Raw genomic sequence first — 504 nt, 5'->3', positions numbered from 1 at the left:
GATGCGGGAGTGGCGGAATTGGTAGACGCGCTGGATTTAGGTTCCAGTAACTTCGGTTGTGAGAGTTCAAGTCTCTCTTTCCGCACCATGTTCTTATAAGAACTAAAATTATAAAGAATTCTTTGTTGGGATATCGCCAAGCGGTAAGGCACCAGGTTTTGATCCTGGCATTCCCAGGTTCAAATCCTGGTATCCCAGCCAACTTCTTCTACCAAGGAAAGTTGGATAAAAGAATTGCTCTAGCTTAGAGTTTAAATTGGCAAATTGTTGATGCGGGAGTGGCGGAATTGGTAGACGCGCTGGATTTAGGTTCCAGTAACTTCGGTTGTGAGAGTTCAAGTCTCTCTTTCCGCACCATGTTCTTATAAGAACTAAAATTATAAAGAATTCTTTGTTGGGATATCGCCAAGCGGTAAGGCACCAGGTTTTGATCCTGGCATTCCCAGGTTCAAATCCTGGTATCCCAGCCAACTTCTTCTACCAAGGAAAGTTGGATAAAAGAAT

4 tRNA genes are annotated in these 504 nt (G+C 43.5%); all 4 read left to right on the top strand.

What is annotated here, in order from left to right:
• The first annotated feature begins 3 nt into the window (after positions 1–3).
• Positions 4–88, top strand: a tRNA-Leu gene (locus L656_RS0104410).
• Between the two features lie 38 nt (positions 89–126).
• Positions 127–201: transfer RNA gene (locus L656_RS0104405), tRNA-Gln, on the top strand.
• Between the two features lie 71 nt (positions 202–272).
• Positions 273–357, top strand: a tRNA-Leu gene (locus L656_RS0104400).
• 38 nt (positions 358–395) lie between these two features.
• A tRNA-Gln gene (locus L656_RS0104395) sits at positions 396–470 on the top strand.
• Positions 471–504: the final 34 nt, after the last annotated feature.

This window comes from Pseudoalteromonas sp. TAE56 (assembly GCF_000497955.1).
Lineage (GTDB): Bacteria > Pseudomonadota > Gammaproteobacteria > Enterobacterales > Alteromonadaceae > Pseudoalteromonas.
Note: the sequence above shows the minus strand (reverse complement) of the source record. Positions and strands in the feature narration are given on the sequence as shown.